Origin of the sequence: Salinibacter sp., assembly GCF_042218895.1 — a bacterium.
In the GTDB taxonomy this organism is placed as follows: Bacteria; Bacteroidota; Rhodothermia; order Rhodothermales; family Salinibacteraceae; genus Salinibacter.
Genome location: NZ_JBDGQQ010000161.1, coordinates 18,145 through 37,075 on the forward strand (window position 1 = coordinate 18,145; position 18,931 = coordinate 37,075).

14 protein-coding genes are annotated in these 18,931 nt (G+C 64.5%); 7 read left to right on the forward strand and 7 right to left on the reverse strand.

Annotated elements, in window-relative coordinates; genetic code table 11:
• Window positions 1–235: 235 nt before the first annotated feature.
• From ABEL04_RS13340 to ABEL04_RS13355, 4 genes are all read right to left on the reverse strand, one after another.
• The gene (locus ABEL04_RS13340) at window positions 236–1,594 is read right to left on the reverse strand and encodes a sigma-54-dependent transcriptional regulator (RefSeq protein ID WP_375802887.1); all 1,359 of its coding nucleotides are present in this window, start codon (window positions 1,592–1,594) and stop codon (window positions 236–238) included.
• Between the two features lie 56 nt (window positions 1,595–1,650).
• The gene (locus ABEL04_RS13345) at window positions 1,651–4,134 is read right to left on the reverse strand and encodes a PAS domain-containing sensor histidine kinase (protein ID WP_375802888.1); all 2,484 of its coding nucleotides are present in this window, start codon (window positions 4,132–4,134) and stop codon (window positions 1,651–1,653) included.
• 385 nt (window positions 4,135–4,519) lie between these two features.
• Window positions 4,520–4,981, reverse strand: a complete 462-nt coding sequence (locus tag ABEL04_RS13350) for a type II toxin-antitoxin system VapC family toxin (RefSeq protein ID WP_375802889.1) — start codon at window positions 4,979–4,981, stop codon at window positions 4,520–4,522.
• 6 nt (window positions 4,982–4,987) lie between these two features.
• A complete protein-coding gene (locus tag ABEL04_RS13355; RefSeq protein ID WP_375802890.1) occupies window positions 4,988–5,296 on the reverse strand; it encodes a type II toxin-antitoxin system Phd/YefM family antitoxin in 309 nt (102 codons plus the stop codon).
• A 199-nt stretch (window positions 5,297–5,495) separates the two neighbouring features.
• Between ABEL04_RS13355 and ABEL04_RS13360 the strand changes: the two genes are divergently transcribed.
• Window positions 5,496–7,745, forward strand: coding sequence for a DEAD/DEAH box helicase family protein (locus tag ABEL04_RS13360; protein ID WP_375802891.1), 2,250 nt, complete (start codon window positions 5,496–5,498; stop codon window positions 7,743–7,745).
• A 60-nt stretch (window positions 7,746–7,805) separates the two neighbouring features.
• Here the strand turns inward: ABEL04_RS13360 and ABEL04_RS13365 are convergent, their stop codons facing one another.
• Together ABEL04_RS13365 and ABEL04_RS13370 are read right to left on the reverse strand one after the other, a co-directional pair.
• Window positions 7,806–9,161, reverse strand: a complete 1,356-nt coding sequence (locus ABEL04_RS13365) for an MATE family efflux transporter (RefSeq protein WP_375802892.1) — start codon at window positions 9,159–9,161, stop codon at window positions 7,806–7,808.
• A 146-nt stretch (window positions 9,162–9,307) separates the two neighbouring features.
• The gene (locus ABEL04_RS13370) at window positions 9,308–11,413 is read right to left on the reverse strand and encodes a tetratricopeptide repeat protein (RefSeq protein ID WP_375802893.1); all 2,106 of its coding nucleotides are present in this window, start codon (window positions 11,411–11,413) and stop codon (window positions 9,308–9,310) included.
• A 359-nt stretch (window positions 11,414–11,772) separates the two neighbouring features.
• On the opposite strand from ABEL04_RS13370, the gene ABEL04_RS13375 reads away from it, so the two are divergent.
• From ABEL04_RS13375 to phoU, 6 genes are all read left to right on the forward strand, one after another.
• Complete coding sequence (locus ABEL04_RS13375) at window positions 11,773–12,495, forward strand: response regulator transcription factor (protein ID WP_375802894.1); 723 nt, start codon at window positions 11,773–11,775, stop codon at window positions 12,493–12,495.
• A 182-nt stretch (window positions 12,496–12,677) separates the two neighbouring features.
• Window positions 12,678–13,682: a PstS family phosphate ABC transporter substrate-binding protein gene (locus ABEL04_RS13380; RefSeq protein WP_375802895.1), complete on the forward strand. Its 1,005-nt coding sequence runs from the start codon at window positions 12,678–12,680 to the stop codon at window positions 13,680–13,682.
• 45 nt (window positions 13,683–13,727) lie between these two features.
• A complete protein-coding gene (pstC, locus tag ABEL04_RS13385; protein WP_375802896.1) occupies window positions 13,728–14,693 on the forward strand; it encodes a phosphate ABC transporter permease subunit PstC in 966 nt (321 codons plus the stop codon).
• Window positions 14,694–14,801: 108 nt separating this feature from the next.
• Window positions 14,802–15,689: a phosphate ABC transporter permease PstA gene (gene pstA, locus ABEL04_RS13390; protein WP_375802897.1), complete on the forward strand. Its 888-nt coding sequence runs from the start codon at window positions 14,802–14,804 to the stop codon at window positions 15,687–15,689.
• Window positions 15,690–15,870: 181 nt separating this feature from the next.
• On the forward strand, window positions 15,871–16,620 hold the full coding sequence (gene pstB / locus ABEL04_RS13395; RefSeq protein ID WP_375802900.1) for a phosphate ABC transporter ATP-binding protein PstB: 750 nt from the start codon (window positions 15,871–15,873) through the stop codon (window positions 16,618–16,620).
• Window positions 16,621–16,700: 80 nt separating this feature from the next.
• Window positions 16,701–17,444 (forward strand): phosphate signaling complex protein PhoU, encoded by a 744-nt coding sequence (phoU, locus tag ABEL04_RS13400; protein ID WP_375802898.1) that lies wholly within the window; start codon window positions 16,701–16,703, stop codon window positions 17,442–17,444.
• A gap of 71 nt (window positions 17,445–17,515) precedes the next feature.
• Here phoU and ABEL04_RS13405 read toward each other — a convergent pair.
• Window positions 17,516–18,931: T9SS type A sorting domain-containing protein (locus ABEL04_RS13405; protein WP_375802899.1), on the reverse strand; the 1,416-nt coding region annotated here is incomplete at its 5' end.

An 18,931-nucleotide genomic window follows, 5' to 3' on the forward strand; every position in this document is an offset into this window, starting at 1 on the left:
GTTGCAGTCCTGCAACGCGGCCTGGACTCATCGGACGGGCGTTAGAAGACCGCGGTCTTCCCCGGCGGACTTCCCTATAGAAAAAGCCGGCACCCTGCGCCGAGCAGAGCGCCGGCCCCCACCAATAGCTTCCAGCGTGGAGATGAGCAGCCAGAAGCCTCAGACATGCGTGTCTTGAACGGTCAAATCCCGTTCCAGCCGATCGTCGGTTCTCGCTAAGACGGGATCCGTTGCGCTACTCGGTCTCCAGGCCGTGCTGTTCCATCTTGCGCCACAGCGTGCTGCGGTCGATGCCCAGCGCCTCGGCGGTCTTTTTCAGAGACCCGTCGTGCTCGTTTAGCGTCCGCTGGATGTGGGCCCGCTCAAACTGCCCTTTGGCCCGGCGCAGGTCCGAGGCGCCTCTGGCCGGTGCGTCCGGTGAGTCCTCGCCAATCCCGAGTGCCCGACGGACGGCCTCCGCTCCAATCTCAGACGCTCCGTGCAGCACCACCAGTTGCTCGATTGCGTTGCGCAGCTCCCGGACGTTGCCGGGCCAGTCGTAGCGCATCAGTTCCTGCGCCGCCGCGTCGCCGAGGAGGGGCCGCTCGACGCTGTGCTCCTCGCTGAACTGCTGGAGAAAGCGCTTGGCCAGGGCCGGAATGTCGTCCCGCCGCTCCCGGAGCGGCGGGACCTCAATCGAGACCACGTCGAGCCGGTAATAGAGGTCCTCCCGGAAGCCCCCCGCCTCGATGGCCGCCCCCAGGTCCTGGTTCGTCGCGGCGATGATCCGCACGTCAACGTCGATCGTCTCGCCCCCTCCAACCCGCTGGACCTCTTCTCGCTCGATGGCCCGAAGGGTCTTGGCCTGCACGTCGAGGCTCATGTCCCCGATCTCGTCGAGGAAGAGCGTGCCCCCGTCGGCCTGCTCGAACGTGCCCTCGCGGCGCTCCTTGGCCCCGGTAAATGCCCCCTCCTCGTGCCCAAACAGCTCGCTTTCGATCAGGTCCGGGGGAATGGCCGCGCAGTTGACCGTTACGAAGGGGCCGGAGGCGCGCTCGCTGTTGCGGTGGATGGCCCGGGCCACCATCTCCTTCCCCGTCCCGTTCTCACCGGTGATGAGCACCTTGGCCTTCGCCTGGGCCGCCCGCTCGATCCGGTCGTAGACTCGTTGCATCGGCTCGCTGGAGCCGACCATCTCGTAGCGCTCCCGCACCTGCTCCAGTAGCTGCTCCCGCTCGCGGCGGAGCCGAGCCTGCTCCAGGGCATTCTCGACGGTCACCTTCGCGCGGCGCGGCTCGACGGGTTTTTCGAGGAAGTCGTAGGCCCCAAGCTTGGTGGCCTCCACGGCCTTCTGGATGGTTCCCTGTCCGCTTACGATGATGACGGGAATCTCGGCGTGCGTCTCGGCCATCTCGCGGAGCACCTCCATTCCTGAGAGGCGCGGCAGCTTCAGGTCCAGCAGCACGAGGTCGACGGGCTCCTCCTCGATTTGCGCGAGCGCCTCTTTCCCGTCTTTGGCCTCCAGGGTCGAGTAGCCATTGTGCTCGAAGGTCTCTCGCAGCCCCTCCCGGACGTGCCGGTCGTCGTCGACGATGCAAAGGGTTGGCTCGGTCATGACAATGGCAGGGACATGTGAGCGAAACGGGTGGGGAGCCGCCCCAGCCAGCTCCCTTACCTCTCCTCGGCGGCAGGCTCTTTCTGAGCAGGCTCCCCAGCGACCGGCAGGTGCACGGTCACGGCCGTGCCGATTCCCTCCTCGCTCTCGACCTCCAGATGCCCGCCGTGGTCCTCGGCCACCTTCTTTGCGATGACGAGCCCGAGTCCTGCTCCCTCCTCGCCGGTCGTGTAGCCCGGGTCGAATAGGCGGGCACGCGTTTCGGGCCCCATTCCGATTCCTGTGTCTCGCACCTCCAGGGCCAGGTAGTCGCGGGGCTTCTCTGCTGGATGCCACTGCAAGCCCCGTTCCATCTGCAGGGAAACGGTAATCGTCCCGCCCTCCGGGAGGGCCTCCATTGCATTGGCGACGAGGTTCTCCAGGACCGAATGCATCTGGTCCCGGTCGAACGCGGCGGCCGGAAGCTCCGCGCCGGTTTCCAGCGCGAGCTCGATGTCGGCGGGCAGGTCCTTGCGCAGCTCCCGAACCCGCTCCTCCACGAAGTCCTGCAGGTCCGCCCGGACGAGGGACGGCTCCTCGTCCCCGACGAACTTCATGAAGTTTGTCGTCATCCGCCGCAGGGATCGCACCCGGCTCTCGATGCGATCGGCGTAGCTGCCAATCTCCTCAGAGGCCTGAGCCTTCTCCCGCATGCGATCGACGAGAAGCAAAATGCTAGTTAGCGGGTTCTTCAGGTCGTGGGCCACCCGCCGCGCCAGCAGGCTCCAGGTCCGGTAGGAGGGGCCCTCCCCTTGATCCGCTACATCCGAAGTACGGAGACGGATCAACCAGGTCTGTGGCCTCCCGTCTCCCAGCGGCTTCAGCCGGGCCTGAACCTGCTTTGTCTCGGAGGCCTCGCCTGAGATCGGCACCTCGACGGCATAGGTCTCTTCCCCGACGGATCCGTCTCGGATCTCCTCCAAGAGCCGACGGAGGTCCGGCACCTCCCGCGCCAGAAGCGAGGTGTCGGGCTGCGGGTCGGACAGCCCCAGCAGGGAGCGGGCGGCCTCGTCGGCGTGCTCGACGGTCCCGTCCGCCCGGGCGAGGAGGTGTCCCCCGTCTCGGGCCTCCGCAAGGTCAATCCGTTCTCGACGGAGCGCCTGGTGGCGACGGTAGGCCCGCCGTCCCCAGACCACGGCTCCCGCAGCCACGCCAGCTCCAAGTAGAAGCAGGACCCACGGACCCCATCGATAGAGCAGGTACGCCGGGTTGTCGGCCATTCGGTAATAAATCGTCTTCTCCGAGGTGCGTCCGACGAGATATGCCGGCCGTCCTTGGCCCCGATTCATTGCGGTCCAGGAGGCGTCCCGGACCGGAAGGAGGGCTTTCGGCTCCAGGTCCGACCCGAGAAGATAGGGCGAGGAGCCCCCAACGATCACTTCCGGGGTGCCGGGGCGAAGAAGACCGGGAACAATAGAGAGCTCCCCTGCGCTCTGGCTGCGGCGTGCAGTCCGGAGCCCCTGCAGGTCCGGTCCCCGAGTGCGAATCATTCCCGACTCGTGGGACACGAGGATCTCCTCACCGTCCTCTCCGTCGAGATTCGTGACTGCAACCGAATTGGCAGAGTCTGGGATCTTTTGGGCACGGAGGGTACGTCCGGTCTTCGGGTCAAATCGCTCCAGATGCCCTGGCTGGGGACGCTGGCGGTTCGAGCGGCGGAAGACCACGTAGTCCCGTGTTCCGTTCCCGTCGACGTCACCGGTCTCGAGGTAGGCCCGAGCCCAGAGGCCGCCCACCTCCCGCTTCCACACCACCCCGGGTCGCGGAGGCAGCCCCAGCAAAAAGAGATAGGCGTGCTGGTCGTCCATCCCGCCCCCACGGGCTCCGTTGTTCGACGCTCCCGTGGCGGCCAGAAGCTCCGGGGCCCCGTCCCCGACGATGTCTTCAAACATGAATTCATCGATCATTGCCCCGCTCGTCCACCGGCCTAGGCGCTCCCCACTCTTTGAGTTGAGAACCCACACACCACGCGGTCGGCGGGCAAGCTGGGTCATCATCACGGCAGCGAGCTCCCTCGTGCCGTCTCCGGTGAGATCCGCCAGATGAACGCCCCGGAGATCCGGGTCCCAGGGCAAAGTCCCCTCCGGCTCCCGGCGCGGCTCCCCCCGCGTCAGGAAGAGCGTGCGCTGCTTCCGGCCCTCCGCGTTTACGACCCCGAGAAACAGCGAGTCGCGGCGCACCACCGGCACAACCGCCTCCGTTCGACCGTCCCTCCCGAAATCACAAAACTGCAGGTCCCGGATTACATCGCCGGCGAAATTGACCTGGTCTACGACCTGTCCCCCCTGTGTTCTGATTGCTACAGCCTCCGGCGATCGGGACCGAGACTCTGCGATCGGATTGACCTTGAGAATCTCGTCCCGGGCATCTCCATCCAGGTCGCGGTGGTAGCGTCGTCCGCCTGACTCACGGACCTGCTCGGCCACATATGGGTAGTCCTTCGGGCCTCGCTCGAAGGCCCCGCAGCCGCAGGTTACCGCGGCAACAAGGAAAAAAGCCATGGAACGCCACACCCCCCTCATGCCGAGCAGGTGGATGTTGAGAAACCCATATCGCCTCACGTCCAGTCGTGTCGTTTGAGTTACGGACGCCCCAAAAGAATTGCGCTGTGGAGATTCCACTTGGCCCGTACAGGGGCATCCCGATTCTGCCTCCTTGTGGGCTGAAAGAGCTTCGGGCTACAGATTTACTCATCTCCTTATTGCTTATCTATAACATCCGCAAACATGGACTCCATGTCAACTCCAGGTTCACAAAGATAGGCCTCGGAGCCAGCATGCCGCGGGTCGACGTGGCCGACTTCATGCTCCGGCTCGCCCCGAGTGACGAGTATGGGGGAGAGGGGCCGACCTGCCCCCCTGAGCGACCGATTCGATGAGTCGAGAACTACGCCCACTCCTCCAGCAGCGCCGGGAGGTCGTCGGGAAACGGGGTCAATGGGGAGTGCTCAGTGGCCGCGCCCCAGAGTTGGCGGTCGAACGTCGCAAACGTCACCATCTCCGCCAGTTCCTCGGCCCACGTGAGCGCCGAGGCCAACTGCACCGCATCGTAGCCCCGCAGGTCGTGTTCGAACGCGAGGACACCGGCACGAATGACGAGGGGTTCGGGCGCAGACACGATCGCAAAATCGGGCCAGTCATGCCGAAAATCCCGGAGCGCAGAACGGCCCTCGCTCTCGGTTACGGCACCGGTGCGAACAGCTTTTGCGAAGGCGGCTTCTGATTCCGCACGACTCAAAACGGAGGTTCCCACGACCGTTGCGGCCTCGAATATCTCTCTCACCTGCACCGTTCCTTTTTCATCGAGGTGTCGTTTGACGAGGGCGCTGGCATCGAGATATAGAAGCATATGACTCTACCGACGATCCTCCAGGAGCAATTGCGCCACGGTCTTCTCTCCTTTCACCTTCGCCACAGGCTCTCTCGCAGGAGGTTTCTTCCCACTCCACGAAAGGACGCCCTTTTCCTCGAGGGCCTTCATTTTTTCTCGGGTCGACACGTCGTCCTCCTGGCGCGCTTCCTCTGCACGGACTGGACCAAGACGACCGAACGGCTTGCCCTCGCGGGTGAGAAGGATGGTTTCGCCCTCTTCAACGCGCTCAAGATAGTCGGAGAGGTGATCGGTCAGTTCCTGTACGTCGGCTTCTGTGACGTCGGAGGGCATAGCGGCCCTGCATGTAATTGGACGGACGATTGTGCGGTGCAAACGGTGACCGGACCCGAAAGTGCCGCCTCGCCGAAACGCCCAGGGAACCCTTCGCGGCACGTTCACTGCGGCCGCATGTATGAAGCAATCAGCAGCATCCGGCCGATGGAAGGCTCCTCACGAACGCTTTCCCCTCAACGCTCAACCCTCAACAAAAATGCCCCGCCACATCCCCGAGGCTGTCCGCCGCCGCGTCGAGTATTTCGACGGGCAGACGTGCGTGGAATGCGGACGCACGATCGACGGCAAGGCTTTGGAGAAGCACCTCGATCACCGGGAGGCGTTCAGTGACGGGGGCGAGCACGCCGTTTTCAACCTCGATCCGCTCTGCCACGAGTGCAATCAGGCGAAGGGGGCCGGATCGACCGAGCGTACCGAGCAACTGCGAGAGCGCTACGAGGAGCAGCGTAGGGACACCCAGCGCTACTTTCAGAACACGGATGCTCGCATCGTGGGCAACGACCAGCTCCGCACGCCCCAGGAAGAAGGATACGTCGCACTTCAGGACTATTTCGACGAACAGGACGCCACGCAGCTCCCCGCCATCGTCGTCCTTCCCACCGGCTGTGGCAAATCCGGACTCATCGCCTGCGCGCCGTTCGGCATTGCGAAAGGACGCGTACTGGTGGTGGCGCCCAACCTCACGATCAAGGACGGGCTTGCGGAGGGCACCTTCAGCGGCACCGACAACTTCTACCACTTCTGCGACGTGCTGCCGTCGGACACTCGCCTGCCCCGTGTGGTGGCGCTGGAGCGGGGCCGCGTGAACGAGGAGGATTGCCGCCGGGCGGACGTGGTCGTGACCAACGTGCAGCAGGTGCAGGGCTGGCTGCCGCTCTTCCCGTCGGACTTCTTCGACATGGTTGTCGTGGACGAGGCCCACCACGCCCCCGCCGACTCGTGGCAGAACATCAACCAGGCGTTTCCCGACGCAAAGAAGCTCTACCTGACGGCCACCCCCTTCCGCAGCGATGAGCAGCCCATCCGCGCCGAGCCCGTCTATCGCTACCGCCTGGCCGACGCGATCAACGCGGGCTACGTCAAGAATATCGTGCGGGTCGACGCGGTGGCGTCCGAGATGACCTTCACCGTGGAGGGGGAGGAGCGGTCGTTCAGCCGTGAGGAGATCATGGACCTGCGCGAGGAGACGTGGTTCTCGCGGGGCGTGGCGCTGTCGGACGTCTGCAACGAGACGATTGTGGACCGCAGCGTGCAGCTGCTGCAGGCCAAACACCGGCGCGGCACGGAGCGGCACCAGATCCTGGCCGCCGCCTGCTCCATCCGCCACGCCGAGCAGGTGGCGGCCCTCTACCGGAGCCGCGGCGTCGACGCGTCGTTTGTGGCGAGCCGCGGCATGACCACCGAGGAGCGCGAGGACCGTCTCCGTGCCTACGACCACGGCGATCTCGACGCCATGGTCCACGTCGGCATCCTGGGCGAGGGCTACGACAACAAAAACATCTCCATCGCCGCCCTCTTCCGCCCGTTCCGCTCGGTCGCCCCCTACACGCAGTTTGTGGGCCGGGCCCTCCGCGCCCTCCCTGACGGCACCGAGACGGATAACCTCGCGCACGTCGTCGCCCACGCCGGGCTCAATCAGGAGGGGCACTGGCAGTACTTCAAGCACGAGACGGAGGAGGCGCAGGTGCTCGCCGACCTGGACGCCTGGGCGCAGGCCCACGACGAGGAGGCCGCCCAGGAGTCAGCCACAGAATCGTCGCAGGGTCGCAGCGAAAGCGACCCGGCGGAGGTGACGAGCGAGGAGATTGAGGGCTTCGACGTGGACACGTATCTGCCGGTGGAGGGGGCCGAGGCCGAAGAGACCCGAGAGCACCTCGACGACGTGGAGGAGGCGCTCGACGCCCTCGAAGAGAAGGGCCTCGACGTGCCCGACGCCGACGCCATCAAGCAGGAGATCGTGGAGCGCAACCAGCCGCTGGGCGACGAAGACCTCCCCCCGCCGCCCAACCGTCCCGCCCGCGAGCGGCACGCCTACCGCAAGATCCTGAACCACGCCGTCCGCCGCGCCGCGGGCACCGTGCTGCACCGTCTCAACATCCCCGAGGGCGACGACCTCGTCGGCACCGTGGGCACCGGCGAGGAAGAGAGCAACATCGAGGTCGTCCTCCGCATGCTCCACCGCCGCGTCAACGCCGCGATGGGCCGCGACGATGGGACGGACGGCCGCAACGACTGGCCCCTCGCGGTGCTGAAAGACGCCAAAGACCGCGTGCCGGACGCTCGAGACGCTGTCCTCGACCGTATCGAGTCCGCCACCGAGTATCGCGTCGATGGTGCACAGGGGGACGGTGCACGGGACGACGAAGGAGGGCAGAAGGGCAGTACCGGCTCAGCCGATGACACATGGACGGCCGCCGATGACTTCGAGTGGGGCGACCCCTTCTGAGCTCCGTACGGTCATAAGACGTTGCTCGATGGGACGGCCCGTTTCCATGCCAGCGACAGTTCAGTGGTCAGAGGCCGCCTCGCCTGGCGACGCGAGCGCCCCTTCTGGTTGAAAGAGCTGCTTTCGCGCGTACGGTGTGCCCAGCGTAAAAAGACGGCCGAGCATGAGCGTGGTGATCCCCCACCATACCCCAGGCAGGCCCCACCCCATCGGGGTCACCAACAGCAGCACGACGGCCGCCGCCGCGGCGGTCCCGACCATTGCCTTCGCGAGGTAGGAGAACGCCTCGGCGCCCATGTAGATGCCGTCTCCCACGAAGACGAGCCCGTTGAGCGGCTGGAGCAGAACGACGAACAGATACACCTCCCGAAGCGCCGCGATGGTGTCGGGGTCGTCCGTGAAGAAGCCAGGGAGCACCGGTCGAAGGGCGAAGAAGCCAAGGCCGAGTACGATCCCGACGGCCAGTCCCCACTGCAGTAGCCGATTGGACACGATCCGGGCCGTTCTGGAATCATCGGCGCCGAGGTGCTTCGACACGAGTGCCTGCGCCGCCACGGCCAGCGCGTCCACCAGTAGGGCGAGAAAGGTCCAGAGCTGGGCCGCCACCTGGTGGGCGGCCACCGCCGTCACCCCCACGCGGGCCGCCATCGCTGTCGCCAGCGTCATGGTGCCCACGAGCGAGGCGGTGCGCAGGAACAGATCCCGTCCCACCTTCAGGAACGGCACCAGCGTGTAGGGGTCCGGCCATCGAAGCTCGATCCCGAGCTCCGCCCGCCGCGCCTTCAGGAGCAGGTACAGAAACGTGAGCGCCCCCACCCACTGCCCGATGGCCGTCGCGGCCGCGGCCCCCGCTAGGCCCCAGTCGAAGACGAAGATGAGAAGGGGGTCGAGCCCGCCGTTGATGACGTTGAAGCCGAGCGTCACGACCATCGGCGTGCGGGTGTCCTGGTAGCCCCGAAACGCTCCGTGACTGGCTGTAATGAGGAGCACCGCCGGTCCGGCCAGCGCGCGGATGCGCAGGTAGGCCAGCGCCGGGCCCATGAGCTCTTCGCTCGCCCCCATAAGGATGAGGACGGGCCGGGCCAGAGCCTGAAGGGTAATCAGGGCCAGGACGCCCGTCCCTACCGCCAGGGTCAGCGCCCGCATCACCACCCGGCCCGCCTCCTCCCGGTCGTCGTTCCCCACGGCCTTTCCCACCCGCGGCGTGGTGCCGTACGCGAGAAAGTTGAAGATGACGAACGTCATCGAAAAGATCGACGTGTTCACGCCCAGAGCCCCGAGCGGAACGGAGCCCAGCTGCCCCACGAACGCCGTGTCGACCAGCGAGACGAGCGGCCCGGCGGCAAGCCCGGCTAGGGCAGGCACGGCCAGGTCCAGAATGTCGCGGTCGTGGGGACTCGTGAGCGAGAGAGGCACCAGCGGCGAGACCCGTCGATTCGAAAAGGGATCGTTCCCTCCTCACGAACCGCAAAATGAATGGATTCTGCTCCGTGCGCCGTCCCAGATGGATTTCTGGAGGAGTTCCCGAGGTCTGCCGTGGGGAGATTCTGCGGCGTCCCTGTCTACTGGCGGAGCCGCTTCAAAATCCGCCGGGCCGCCCGGTTGTCGGGGTCGAGCTCCAACACCGTCTCAAACATGCGGCGGGCCCGATTCGGCCGGTTCATCCGCAGGTACACGATCCCGAGACTCCCGTACGCTTCCGCGTGGGTCGAGTCGACCGCAATGGCCCGACGAAAGTGGCGGGCGGCCGCTTCGTATCGGTTGGCCTGGGAGGCGAGGCGTCCGAGCTGCATGTGCCCCTGCACGAGATCGGGGTCGAGTCGAACGGCCTCGGCGAAGGCCTTCCGGGCCGCCGCCGTCTGTTTGTTCTTGAGCCGAACCACGCCCAGATTGAACCACGACTGGGCGGAGTAGACCGGATTGCGCTCCACGATCGTCTCGAGCCGCTTTTGAGCGGCGTCGAGGCGCTGGCTTCGGAAAAGTGCCCCCGCAAGCTTGACCTGGGCCTCCAGCATCTTCGGCTGGCGCTGTACGGCCGACCGGTAGGACTGAATGGCGGTTTGGGTGCGGCCGCGGGCTTCCGCCATCGCCCCGCGCCAGTAGTGGGCCCACGCATTTTCGGGGGCGGCCTGGACGGCCCGCTGCATCACGCGGGCGGCCGCCGCGATCGAGTCGGCTTCGGACAACGCCCGTGCCAGGGCAATGCGCCCGTCGGCAGCCCCCTCCCGAACCCGGCCCTCCCGTCCGTGGTCGATGGCCCGACGGATGTATTCCGGATGCCGATGCATGGTCTCGTAGAAGCGAAAGTACGCGACGGTCGCCTTCGCGTCGGCCCGGTCGGGAGGCGGACTCGTACCGTCGAGGGCCTCCATGCGGCGCAGCGCCGCGAGCTGGAGCGCCCCGGTGGTGTCGAAGGAGGGCCGTCCGGCGGAGGGATCACGCGGGGGACCGGGACGCTTTCGAATCCAGTGGTCGGTAAAGGTGACGTGGGGCACGTCGCTCGTACCTCCCTTCTGCATGTGGCAGCTGACACAGTTGCCGGTCATGGCCTTGTCGCGCGACACGTTGGGCCGCGAGCAGACCGGCTGGGCCGAGCGCTCCCCCCCATGGCACGACCGACAGGTACTGTTGTACTCTTTCGTCGTGGTCGTGGCGGCTGGCTGGTGAGGCTCGTGGCAGGTGGAGCACGTCATGTTGCTGTTCTCGAAGCAGGCGCTCCGGGCCAGCCGGATCGGATGCGAGTCGATGCCCACCCAGTCCGGATCCTCCAGCTGCTTCTCGGGCACGTAGACCGTTCGGTTCGTGCTCAGGGGCTCGCCCGGGCGGAAGCTCGTCGGGGTCTCGCCGGGCTCGAAGACGGTAATGCCCGCGAGATGGCACTGCTGACAAACCGACAACTCTTCCGCGCGCGGCAGCGAGGTGGGATCTACGATCGCAAGGTCGTTCGCCTTAGTCGTCTTTTCCTTCTTGGCCTTGCGTTGGCGCTGCACGTGCGTCTCTCCGGGGCCGTGGCAGCGCTCGCAGGTAATGTTGGTGGGGGCCTTGGGGTAGTGGTTCTGGGTAAACGGGGAGCGTTCCGGCCGACCGGCGTGGCAGCTCATGCACTGGAGGTTGATCTTCCGGCTAAACCGGTCGTTGGCCCCCTCGTACCCCGGACTCATGTCCCACTTTTCTTGATCGGCGTACCAGGTGAGCGGCATCTCCGTGAGGTAGCCGTTTACTTCCATCAGGTAGGAGCGGGTGGCGTTGCCGGACCCGATCACGTAGGCCGCCTTGTGGACCCGCTCGTGGACAATCTTTCCGTTGGGCCCCCGTCGGAACTCGCGCTGGTAGAGCGTGTCGTTCCGGACGAACGCCTCATAGGACAGGCCGGACTTTTCGTGCTGCACCACGGTGTTTCCGGAGAAGCGCTCCGGTGCCGTGCCTGGATCAAAGGTGGAAATCGACTGGCCGTGGCCGGTCTTCCGGTAGGAGGATGTGACGTCGGGGTGGCAGGAGGCGCAGGCCTTATCGCCGAGGTAGCGAGCCGAGTCCGGGATCGAGACGGTGGAGGCCGCGCGCGCAGGACCTGCCGAGTCCGGAGGAGCGGCGGTCGATCCCGGCGGGGGGTCTGAGGAGCAGCCAACCCCGAGGCCGAACAGGAGCCCGACGGCTCCGCCGATGAGCAAACGTATGAGCCTCGTTAAGCACATCGCTGCCGAGCCGACTGGAAAGACGGTGGTTCTGCGGTGGAACGATCGAACACCTGGAGACCGAACTCTTCGCTCCAGGAGCAAGGTTCCCGGCACCCGATCCTCTCTCCCCTCAAGGCTTCGAACACTAAGAAAAAGGGGACTGACAGCGGAAAGAACAAGGACTGCTTCCCGACCAGCCGCAATGGTCTCGATTGACGGGCGCAGGGCCCGTATTGGCCGACAAAGTCGTCACGAAAATTGAGCCAACGCGCCCAAGCCAAGCAATGATAATAGTTTTCTAACAACAGCCGGTATTGCCGAAGGTAGGGACACTGTTACGTGCTTTTCAGCCAATGGACCTGTGTGCCGTGGAAGAACAGACGCTTGGAACAGGCCCGACGGTTCTCGTCGTCGACGACGAGGAGGACCTACTCAGCCTCCTCGAATACAACCTTGAGCAGGAGGGGTTTGAGGTCCTACTTGCCCGAGACGGGGTAGAGGCGATCGAAAAGGCCCGGGCACATGAGCCTGCCCTCATCATCCTCGACATCATGATGCCGAAGATGGACGGCATCGAAGTGTGCGAGAAATTGCGCAAAGACGCGCACCTCCGCACCATCCCCATCATGATGCTCACGGCCCGGACCGAGGAGGATGACAAGGTGGAAGGCCTCGACGTGGGGGCCGACATCTACCTCGGCAAGCCTGTGTCCGTCTCGGTGATCGTGAGCCAGACGAAGGCTCTGCTCCGCAGCGCCCGGCGCTACGAGGACCCGCCCGACCAGATTGAGGTGCACAACCTACGCGTGGACCGCGACCGGTATCTGGTCTACCAGAACGACAACGGGGAGGAGACCGAGATGCGCCTTCCGCGCAAGGAGTTTGAGCTGCTTTACTTTCTGGCCTCCCACCCCGGCAAGGTGTTTTCCCGTCAGGAAATCTTGGATGAGGTGTGGGGCCGAGATGTGTATGTCGTCGACCGGACTGTTGACGTGCACATTCGCAAGATCCGAGAGAAGATTGGGAGCGAGTACATCGAGACCGTCAAGGGCGTCGGCTACCGAATGAAAGAGTGACACATCCCCGCCCTCCCGGAAAGAACGAGGTTTCTCTTGTTCTGGATAAGCGTTATGATTCAGCATAGTCAATTTGTCACATCACAGGCATCTGTTCTCTCATGATCCTCCCCTTCGATGTCTCGTCGCAGAGCGGTACCCTGCCGTGTTCGCCGCGAGTCCGATTATCCAGCGCAGCCTGCGTGCTGTTGCTGGCATTCACGCTCGTCGGGTGTGGGGGCTCGTCCAGCAGAGAATCGGTGAGCGTAGACGGGTCCAGTACTGTGTTTCCCCTGACGGAGGCCGTCGCTGGGGAGTTCATGAACGCCAACTCGGGAACTCGGGTCAACATCGGCGTGAGCGGTACCGGAGGGGGGTTCGCCAAATTCCTGCGCGGTGAAACGGCGATCAACAATGCCTCCCGTCCCATCTCGCCCGCCGAAATCAAGAAGGCGGAGAAGAACGGCATCGAGTTCATCGAGCTTCCGGTGGCGTACGACGGCATCGCCGTGGTCGTCCATCCCAAGAACGACTGGGCCAACTGCTTGACCGCCGGGGAGTTGGAGGAGATCTGGGCGCCCAACAGCCCAATCCAGCGCTGGAACCAAATTCGGGATGCCTTCCCGGATCGTCCAATCGAGCTGTACGGGCCCGGCACCGCCAGCGGGACCTACGACTATTTCACGGAGGCAATCGTTGGGAAGGCGGAGGCCAGTCGCTCCGACTTCACGGCAAGTGAGGATGACAACGTGCTCGTGCAGGGCATTAAGGGGACGGAGACGGCGCTCGGATACTTCGGGCTTGCCTACTACGAAAACAACGCGAAGGAGCTCAAGGCCCTTTCCATCGATCCCGACCAGCGAAACAGCGGGGCGTCCTGCGTAGCCCCAAGTGCCAAGACTGTAAAGAACGGCAGCTACCGCCCCCTGTCGCGGCCCCTCTTCATTTACGTGAACGCCGCGAAAATCACACCCGCGGTCGAGTCCTTCGTCAAGTTCTATCTTGAGAATGCAGACAAGCTGGCCCCCGATGTCGGCTACGTGGGCATGCCGGAGGATGCCTACGAGCTAGCCCTGCAGCGCTTCCGCAACCGGACCACCGGCACAGTCTTTGGGGCGGAAGGGATAGATGCCACCGGGACTCGGGTCGAGAAGATGCTTCGCAGCGCGATGGAGGACACAGCCTCGGCCGACACGACGGCACAGTAGCGTACGGCCCTTCTGCACTTACCGATTTCGCCTGCACGACTTCTTATGAGCACGGAGCCCCCTGCCGTAACGACGTCACCCGGCGCGGACACCGAGACCTCGTCGCGCCCGACCGAGGACCTCCGGAAGCAGGTATACGACAGTCCGAAGGAAAAGGCCGTCAAGTACGCGCTCGGAGCGTGCGCCCTCATCAGCGTGCTTACAACGCTCGGCATTGCGGCCGTGCTCGTCGTCGAGTCGATCCCGTTCTTCCAGTCGGTGTCCCTGGGCGAGTTTTTCGGGGACACCCGGTGGACGCCGCAGTTCTCCGAGAAGCACTTCGGCATTTGGGCCCTGCTGAGCGGAACGGTACTCGTGACGGTAATCTCGGCCGTAGTGGCGCTCCCGATTGGGCTCGCAAGTGCCATTTTTGTCTCCGAGTACGCGCCCTCCCTGCTTCGGAAGACCCTGAAGCCCGCCCTGGAATTGCTGGCGGGCGTGCCGACAGTCGTCTACGGGTACTTCGCGCTCACCTTCGTCACTCCACTGCTGCAGTCGTTCATTCCGGGCCTGGGCGTGTACAACGCGCTCAGTGCCGGGATCGTCGTCGGCATCATGATTATCCCGATGGTGGCCTCCCTGAGCGAAGATGCTCTCCAGGCAGTGCCCGATAGTCTCGGGCAGGCGGCCCGTGCCCTCGGGGCCACGAAGCTCGAATCTGTTCTCCGCGTAAACGTACCGGCGGCCTTCAGCGGCATCATGGCGAGCTTCATCCTGGCAGTGAGCCGCGCCATCGGGGAGACGATGATTGTGACGCTGGCGGCAGGCGCGACGCCAAAGATGACGCTCGACCCGAGAGAGTCGATTCAGACCATGACGGCCTTCATCGTGCAGGTAAGCAAGGGCGACACCCCCCAGGGCACAATCGAGTACAACAGCCTCTTTGCCGTGGGGCTCGTGCTCTTCCTCATCACCCTCTCCCTGAACATCCTCGCCAACCGCATTACGCGACGCTACCAGGAGCAATACTAGATGGTTGAAGGTTGGAACATTCGAAGATTGAGTATTGGCAGTGACGATGTGCTCCATGAATCTCGAATCTCCCAATCGTCAATCTTCCAATCTTCAATCCAGTAAACTATGGATTCCTCTCCGAACGGCACATTCCAGTTGCGCCGCCAGCGCCGCGAGCGCATCGGCATGATCCTGGTTGGGATACTGTTCCTGGCCACGATCTTCGGGATCATCGTGCTGGCCACCCTCCTCGTGGACGTGGTGCTGACGGCAGTCCCCTGGCTCGACGGGCAGTTCCTCGGGAACCTCCCGTCCCGTTTTCCGGAAGAGGCCGGCATCAGATCGGCCCTTTTCGGGACGCTGTGGCTGATGGGGCTTACGGCGCTCATTTCTGTGCCCCTCGGCGTGGCCTCGGCCCTGTACCTGGAGGAGTACGCAGAGAAGGGATGGTTTCTGCGCCTCATTCAAATCAACATTGCGAACCTGGCCGGCGTGCCGTCGGTGGTGTACGGCATCTTGGGCCTTGCCCTGTTCGTGCGCTTTGCCGCGCTGGGAAACAGTCTCCTGTCCGGCGCCCTCACGCTGAGCCTCCTCATCCTCCCCATCATCATCATCAGTTCGCAGGAGGCGCTTCGGGGCATTCCGAGTGGCCTCCGCGAGAGCGCCTACGCCCTCGGGGCGACCCGCTGGCAGGTCATCCGTAGTCACGTACTGCCGATGGCCGCCCCGGGCATCTTCACGGGCGTAATTCTCGCGCTCAGCCGAGCCATTGGGGAGACGGCTCCCCTCATCCTGGTGGGAGCCCTCACGTTTGTCCCGTTCGTTCCCCGAAGCGCGATGGATCAGTTCACGGCCCTGCCGATTCAGATCTTTGACTGGGCCCGCCGCCCCCAGGACGAGTTCGTGGGCCTCGCGGCGGCGGCCATCGTAGTGCTGATGGTTCTTCTGTTCACGATGAACCTGACGGCCATTCTACTGCGCGACTACTTTGAGGGACGCCGCCCTGGCCCGTAAATTCCGAAGACGCACTCTCTCGCTGTCTATACGACCGACCGTGCCCGCCATGCCTACCGACGAGTCCACCGATGCGCCCCCCTCGCCGGCCTCCACCGACGAGACGACGCCCGACGGGCAGCCTGGTGGACGCCACGATGAGGACCCCCAGGAAGCGCCGTCGGACTCGGCCTCGTCGGGCATGCAGCCGAAAATTAAGATTCGCAACCTGGACTTCTGGTACGGGGAGAACCACACTCTGAAGGACATCTCGATGGAGGTGAAGGCGAACCAGGTGACGGCCCTCATTGGCCCCTCCGGCAGTGGCAAGTCGACCGTGCTCCGGTGCCTGAACCGGATGAATGAGCTCATTCAGGGCACGACGCTCGAGGGCACCGTTCTCGTCGATGGGCAGGACATCTACGCGGAGGACACCGACCCGGTCATGGTGCGGCGGCGCGTCGGGATGGTGTTTCAGAAGCCAAATCCGTTCCCGAAAACAATCTACAAGAACGTAGCTTGGGGGGCTGAAATTAACGGCTACACCGGCGACATCGACGCTCTCGTGGAGCGGTCGCTGCGCCAGGCAGCCCTGTGGGACGAGGTGAAGGACCGCCTACACACGAGCGCCTACGACCTGAGTGGGGGACAGCAGCAGCGCCTCTGCATCGCCCGTACCCTCGCCGTGCACCCCGACGTGGTGCTCATGGACGAGCCGGCGAGCTCCCTCGACCCCATCGCCACGTCGAAGGTTGAAGAGACGATCACCGAACTCAAGAAGGACTACACGATCGTGATCGTCACCCACAACATGCAGCAGGCCTCGCGCATCAGCGACGAGACCGCGTTCCTTTACATGGGGGAGCTCGTCGAGATGAACCCGACCGACCAGCTGTTCACCCGCCCCGAGAAGGAGCGTACGCAGGCCTACGTAACAGGTCGCTTCGGCTGAGCCTCGACTGTTCGCTGTTGCCTCCCGCCGGGCGCCCGAGCCCGCTTTCTCTTCAGCGCTTCCCTAATGCCTCCGAGGCCATGCAGAACCGTTCATCTCTCGACCAGGAACTCGCCTCCCTGCGCGGCCTCATCGCCGACATGGCCAACCGTGTCGATGAGCAATTTGCCGACGCGATGAACGCTCTTCTGCAGGGCGACACCGACCTCGCGGAGCAAGTGGTGGCCGGCGACGATGCCATCGACGCGCTCGAGCTCCGAATCGATGAGCAGTGTGAGCGCATCCTGGCGCTGCACTCCCCCGTTGCGGTCGATCTGCGCACGCTCATCATGGCAGTGAAAATCAACACCGACTTCGAGCGGATCGGTGATCACTGCCGTAATCTTTCCCGCAACGCTCGCCACCTCGCCAACGCCCCCGGCCTGCTCAATCAAACGCGCCTTCCGAAGATGGCCGACATGTCGCGCACCATGCTCCGGGAGGCCGAGATTTCGTTCCTGGAGAACGACCGCCTGAAGGCCCGCAAGGTGGTTGCGCGGGACCTGCAGGTGAACCGCCTGCACGAGGAGACCTTCGAGACGCTGGTGGGCATGTGCGAGGAGGGGCACGAGCAGTCCGAGGTCATCGCCCACCTCCTCACGGTGAGCAAGGCCCTGGAGCGCATTTCCGACCATGCCAAGAACATCGCTCAGGGGGTCGTCTTCATGGTGGAGGGGCGAGACCTCCGGCACCGCGACCTCGGCGGCGAAGAAACGGACTCCTCCTCGGAGGTCCCGCCCGACGACGAGTTCCCGTCCGGAAAGACCTTCCGCCCTGAAGCGTAGATCCGCCAGAGACCGGCCCGCGTCCCGAAAGGTCCCTCGGCGGCCAAAGTTCGGGGCGGCACCGCAGGGCGCTACCGGAGGAGGGTAATCCGGCGCGTCTTCATGCCATCCGCGGCCTTCAACCGCACGAAGTAGGTCCCGCTCGACAGCCGCGAGAGGACGCTCGTTCCGACCCGTATCGTGTGCATCTTGCCCGGCGCCAGCGTTCCCTCGTACAGGGTCCCAACTCGTTGGCCGAGCACGTTGTAAAGGGACACCGTCGCCTCTCCACCCTCCCGCGCTCCGACGCGGAGCCGGACCCTCGACTGAACCGGGTTCGGCGCCGGGGGGGTCAATCGCAGGGCCTCCTCCATCCGAACGGTGACAGAGACGGCCTTTGAGAGATGCTCGGTCCCGTCGGTATCGACCTGGCGGAGGCGGAACTGGTGCGTTCCGGGCACGATGTCCGTAATCTCGAAGCGGTACTCCTGCGGCTTCGACGTGGTCCCTCCTGCGGCCCTGCTCTCAACGAAGCCCGCCTCGGTGTAGCCGATCGCGTCTGGCTGCTTGTGCTGCACCTCGAATCCCGCATTGTTCGTCTCACTGGCCGTGCGCCACCGCAGCCGAACCGTTTTCCCGTCGCGGCGGGCCGTAAATTCAGTAAGCTCGACCGGGAGCGGCTCTGTGTTGGACGCCAGTGCAAACTCGCTGAACGAGCTTGTTTCCGCGACAAGGATGTCGTCGGAGGAATCTCCCGGAGTGCCACTCTCATCGACGGTGGTAGGAACCGACGAGAATGTGCCGCGGCCCGGCGTCGGCCGCTTGTACACAGTCACCTGGGTCGGATCGGAGATGCCCCCAAAGTCGCTAACTGGAAGCCGGATCTCAGTGCTAGAACCGAATTTGAAGGCCTTGTCGGTGCTCTCCTTAGCCTCGATGACGAGTCGATAGTCACTCACGTTGCTTTCGTCGATGCCGTCGGTGCCGTCGGGGGCACTATCGAACCGCGAGACGTCCACTCCGCCGGACCCGCTGACGTCAGAGAAGTTGACTGTCACGTCGGTGTCCCCGAAGACGGTCTTCGTAGTGCTTCCTGCCGTGTTGACCACCGCCAACGCCCGGCTCGACGGGTCCTCGCTGTCGTCACTCGGGGTAACCGTTATCGAGAAGTCGGTGGACGTCTCCGCTGGCCCGTCGCTGGCCGTGAGCGTTACTGTCGTCGTACCGGTAGTGCTTGGGATGAGAGAGATCTCCTGCCCCTGGTCCTCGGCCGATAGAACTGATGGGTTCCCCGAACTTGCCGTTATGGAGAGCGAATCCCCGTCGGGATCACGAAACACCGACTCAAGATTTACCAGCTGTATCGAGGGACTGCTCACTGTCACCGAGTCGTCCGGGAAGGGAGTGATGACCTCCGGCGGAATGTTGTCCGACTCCACGGTGATGGTCACGGTAGCCTGGTCGGCCGCGCTGCTGTCGTCGGTGGCCTCGTACTCGAAGCTGTCGGT

Coding starts and splice junctions, on each gene's coding strand:
- ABEL04_RS13340 (WP_375802887.1), bottom strand. CDS start 1,594: ATGACCGAGCCAACCCTTTGCATCGTCGACGACGACCGGCACGTCCGG.
- phoU (WP_375802898.1), top strand. CDS start 16,701: ATGCAGAACCGTTCATCTCTCGACCAGGAACTCGCCTCCCTGCGCGGC.
- ABEL04_RS13350 (WP_375802889.1), bottom strand. CDS start 4,981: ATGCTTCTATATCTCGATGCCAGCGCCCTCGTCAAACGACACCTCGAT.
- ABEL04_RS13375 (WP_375802894.1), top strand. CDS start 11,773: ATGGACCTGTGTGCCGTGGAAGAACAGACGCTTGGAACAGGCCCGACG.
- pstB (WP_375802900.1), top strand. CDS start 15,871: ATGCAGCCGAAAATTAAGATTCGCAACCTGGACTTCTGGTACGGGGAG.
- ABEL04_RS13355 (WP_375802890.1), bottom strand. CDS start 5,296: ATGCCCTCCGACGTCACAGAAGCCGACGTACAGGAACTGACCGATCAC.
- pstA (WP_375802897.1), top strand. CDS start 14,802: ATGGATTCCTCTCCGAACGGCACATTCCAGTTGCGCCGCCAGCGCCGC.
- ABEL04_RS13345 (WP_375802888.1), bottom strand. CDS start 4,134: ATGGCTTTTTTCCTTGTTGCCGCGGTAACCTGCGGCTGCGGGGCCTTC.
- ABEL04_RS13360 (WP_375802891.1), top strand. CDS start 5,496: ATGCCCCGCCACATCCCCGAGGCTGTCCGCCGCCGCGTCGAGTATTTC.
- pstC (WP_375802896.1), top strand. CDS start 13,728: ATGAGCACGGAGCCCCCTGCCGTAACGACGTCACCCGGCGCGGACACC.